Consider the following 4,143-nt stretch of genomic DNA (forward strand, 5'->3'; position numbering starts at 1 on the left):
TGGCCACCCGAACAGCCAGATCGACGACCTGCTGCCCTGGGCCTACATCCCGGCTCCCGAACTCAGGGCCGTGGCCTGAGAACAGCGCTTACAATCTAAGTGCTGTTGGCTCAAATCTCTCGACAGTAGGCATAGCGAGAGTGACCTCTGCTCCTACAGACACAAAAAGATCGCGAGAGTCGGGAGAATAGTCAGAATCTTCCAAGTATGGTATCTGCACGGACGTCCATTCCCCTTCCGAAACGAAACCTTTGTCTACGTTTGTGCCGTTTCTGATTACATCCGCAGGGACATACTTTCCTTCACTGTACAAAATATCCATGCGTCCAATAAGTTCCTGTTTGAACCCCAATCCTAACAAAAAAAGGAAATATCTCTTCGGAACACAGGATATATCCAAAAGAATTGAAATTGGCCTCGATGCAACGCGCACCGCATCCAAAATCAGACTGTTAATCGCTATGAAATTAGCAGCGAATTCAACGGAGGGGCCGAGTTGGACGATTCGGAACTCGCTTCCGATCACCGCAAGCGCTGATTCTTCATTTTTTATTTTCTTATCTATAAAATAATCTTCCGTAGAGAAAAATTTCAACAGAACTATTTTACTTGAGCGTCCAACCAATTTCCGAGAGCATGATTAGACCTGGATTCCCACCCAATGGCGCTAATACAAAGGTCGTAAGAGGAGTGCAGCTCAGATGGATCAGAAAGTACCGATTGACCTACGTTTAAAAACCCAATTGCGGCATGATTACTCATCAATCAGCCTCGCCTCGTCAAATAGCGACAATTGATCTGATTTCGCGACCGCAATCCGCAGTGCCGAGTTCTTCGCCCAATTGGCTGGCGAAAGTTCAAAATTAATCAACAAATTATCAACCGATGATTCCTTGACTCTAACAATTTCGTACGCACCTCGGTAAGAGAAATGAAAGTATGGCGCAAAGCGTTTGTGCAGTCTGTAGCCAACCTGTGCGACCTTACTGCCAACGTCAGAGTTTTGTGTCTTCCTAGAAACTGTCGATGTGCGCAGATATCCAGCTAATTCAGCTCTGTACAGTGTCGCTGCTGCCACCCCGACTAGATCGCCTGACCCTTCGGTCGGTGAAGAGTCCATTATGAAGACACCGCGCTCGGCGACACTCAGAACTGTCGGATCATTTGCCGAGGTTTGAAGAATATGCGTCAACTCGCCGAGGCCCTCGATTAGACGCGCCACCGAATCCGGACGTGCGTCCGCATGAATGCTGATCCCACGGAAGAATGCTTCGCTTGATGAATAAATACCCTCAGATTGAACCTTCAGAGAAACGCGGGTCCGAGATGCAGCAAACTTCTCTGCAACTGATGTCCCTACGTCTCCTGTCGAAGAGCGGTCCGACGCGTATTTCTCATAGATGTCGCCCATGATCTCTAGGAAGTCACGAATGGATCCGTCGGCGAGCGACACCACGATATTTGATCCCGCCAAGGGCAGTCGACGAAAACCTAGACGCGATGCTATTTGCAGCAAGGTTGCCACCATCTTGCGCCGCATCCATGCCTGAAAGCTGGGTTGGTTTATAAGGCGCGTGTGACGGCTTATCCTCGACATATCATCTACATCGGCATTGCTCGTAAACGAATCTTCAAGTCCATCCCAATGCCAAAGAAGATATGCCTCATAGTACGGAATATTTGGACTGTCTTCTGGGTATTTCGCCGCAAATCTCTTGGCTCTTTTATTAATCTCGGATCGCAGGATGTAGGCTGCCTCCTGTATCTGTAGAGCGAGACCGCTGGTTGAGCGGTTTATCATCTGGCCAATGATGGAGTTGACGCTTGAGATGCCTAGGCGCTCGGGAAGGGAGAAAAAACGCTGTATCTGCCGAGGGCTAACCGCGGGGCGACTTTCCGCGGGTATCGTATAAAAAATCCGCAGACTTGAAACCGCTTGGCATAGGTCGAAGAATTCGCCAGGTGCCCTATCGTCAAGTGAGATCACACGCCGGTCTGCATCCGTAAGCGGCTGTCGTGGAATGAACGTCTCATAAAGATCGAAGGCTTCACCAACGGAACATATCACCCATGAGATTGGGAACCGACTCTTCCGAACCAGCGTATTTATGGCTTTGATCTGAATCTCACTGAGCACTTCACAGTCATCCAGGCAAAATTTGAAGCCCGGCGACACACTCCCAACGGTCTTCCGCAATCTCGCAATGCCCGAGAGTTTCGACACGACGAAAGTTAGCAGTTCGGCGGGCTCACGGACAGGAAGTGACTCAATCGCGCTTGGAAGAGTTCCTCGACCAGAGGCCTCGTTCATTGTTCGTACGATTTGTCTGCACGTCCTGCTCAACTCTGCAAAGGTCTTGGGGGGACGATCTGAGAAATTGCTCAGACACGGAAATTCGTCTGTTACTGATGTAACCAACATAATCTCCTGGGTAGCCTCTAACTGTAAACGGCCCTCAATTCTTAATGTATGTGCGGCGGTTAAAGCCTTCTCAATGCAAATCAACTCAACCGCAAGTGAAAAAAATCTAAGATACTCGTGCGTCCAATCCGCCGAGTGCGGAAAGAGGGACTCCCAATTGTTCACGCCCAACGAAGCTGCGACGTGGTCGGGTAATCTTATATAGATTCCTATATGTCGAAAATCGCCTAAGTTCCTTTGAAGATTTAGGGAGTCGTTCCTAAGGAGATCTTCCCAGCATACACTGCGCAGTAGGGTAGTCTTTCCGCTTCCGCGGCTTCCATGTACATATGCGGACTTGTCCTCAGACAGCAGTTCTGCCGTTGGGGTAAACCAAATTAGGGGTGTACCGCCGCTATGGTGTTCCCAACGGGTTGGTCGAAACGGATTTGCGCCACCATCCATTATACCTCAGCCCTCGCTATCCACGCTTGATATGGGAGCTCGTAGTTGTCTATCTCAACAAGGCCCTCTGCCAGCAATAACTCTAAGAGTTGTATCAACTCCTCGTCAGATGGTCGTTGCAACGTATCAGGAAAGAAGGCAAGGATCTCAGACCAGTAACTTGTCCTTTTTTCGATAAGTTTGCTATATAGAGAATTTTTAGTTGGAAAAGTTCCTCGCCTCCTTTTTCCAGTCAGCGGAACTTTCATTTCAGGAAATTTGCGTAGTACTCCAGACCCATCGAAGCGATATGGAAGAACATTGCAGACGATTGGCACGGAACCTGGCGCAAACACTATCTCGATCACGTTAAAACCCTTAGTTATCAACGGAGCGCTGACTATTACCAGCGGGGCATTCCCGGGTGCGTGAAGCGTTTCCACCGGTTCTTCGTGTATGTGTCCGTGCAGGTATAGAACCGGGCGATCAAGTTCCATCAAAGAGCTTCTAAGAGCGCCGCTATTCACAAGCTCCGTATAGGGCGCCAGTCGTGGAAGCCTTTGAGGGAGCAGATTGTGATGAGCAACGATTATGGGCATGTCGTCAGCAGGGCATTCTGAGATCGCCTCAACTACCGACGCGATAGTGCTGTCTGAAAAAGCAGGAGTGTCCAACTGACGATTATAATATGCGGATAGTGCTCGCTCGCCACCAGGGCCACCGATAACGGCGTCAATTGCAGCGTTAATAGCATCCCCAAATTCAGCGGGTATGTAAAGTTTCTCTCCGCAGCCCCAGCAACTGTTTAGCAGATACACGCTCGATCCAAGCCCGGCTTGGCGAAGATCCATTCGAGTGGGCAAATTTACCGGTATATTGGGGAGTCCGTGAGTGGCGAGGGCCTTTGACAGCGTACTAAATTTCGCAGTGCCTGCATTTCCGGCCAGCGCACGATCGATATCGTGATTGCCAGGTACGATCCCGGTCGGCATTTGTTCAAATATGTTATTTTTGCCGAGCTGCAGAGCGCCAGCGATGTACTTGCAGCAAGCGTCAAATCCTGGAAGCTTTCCATAGTCAGTGAAATCCCCCATAAAAAGAACTGCATCAACTGACTCAGATGCGATGATCTGGTAGATGCGCTTGAAGACGTTCTTAATTGGCCTACTAGACAATATATTCTTTAGTCCGGGAGGGAAAGCCGGGTCCTTAGTGTCCGATCCAAAAAGGAGTGAGTGATTTCAGCAGGTTGTGATTCTGTCGGATTGCTGAGATTCGACGGAGATCACGATGCCTTG

At 49.5% G+C, this 4,143-nt stretch carries 3 protein-coding genes; all 3 read right to left on the reverse strand.

Annotated elements, in window-relative coordinates; all coding sequences use genetic code 11:
* Positions 1–88: 88 nt before the first annotated feature.
* Entirely contained in the window at positions 89–595 is a 507-nt protein-coding gene (locus tag NKH12_RS30035; protein ID WP_352956423.1) for a hypothetical protein, read from the reverse strand.
* Positions 596–754: 159 nt separating this feature from the next.
* The gene (locus tag NKH12_RS30040; RefSeq protein ID WP_502910866.1) at positions 755–2,866 is read right to left on the reverse strand and encodes an ORC-CDC6 family AAA ATPase; all 2,112 of its coding nucleotides are present in this window, start codon (positions 2,864–2,866) and stop codon (positions 755–757) included.
* Positions 2,866–4,020 carry a metallophosphoesterase family protein gene (locus NKH12_RS30045; RefSeq protein WP_352956425.1) on the reverse strand — a complete coding sequence of 385 codons (1,155 nt, stop codon included), beginning with the start codon at positions 4,018–4,020 and terminating at the stop codon, positions 2,866–2,868. Before NKH12_RS30045 ends, NKH12_RS30040 begins: the two co-directional genes overlap by 1 nt.
* Between the last annotated feature and the right edge of the window lie 123 nt (positions 4,021–4,143).

The sequence above is a fragment of the Mesorhizobium sp. M1322 genome, assembly GCF_040318085.1.
Taxonomy (GTDB): domain Bacteria; phylum Pseudomonadota; class Alphaproteobacteria; order Rhizobiales; family Rhizobiaceae; genus Mesorhizobium.

What these genes read in the sequence shown, in the direction of transcription:
- NKH12_RS30040 (WP_502910866.1), bottom strand. Translation starts at nt 2,866, where the DNA reads ATGGATGGTGGCGCAAATCCGTTTCGACCAACCCGTTGGGAACACCAT.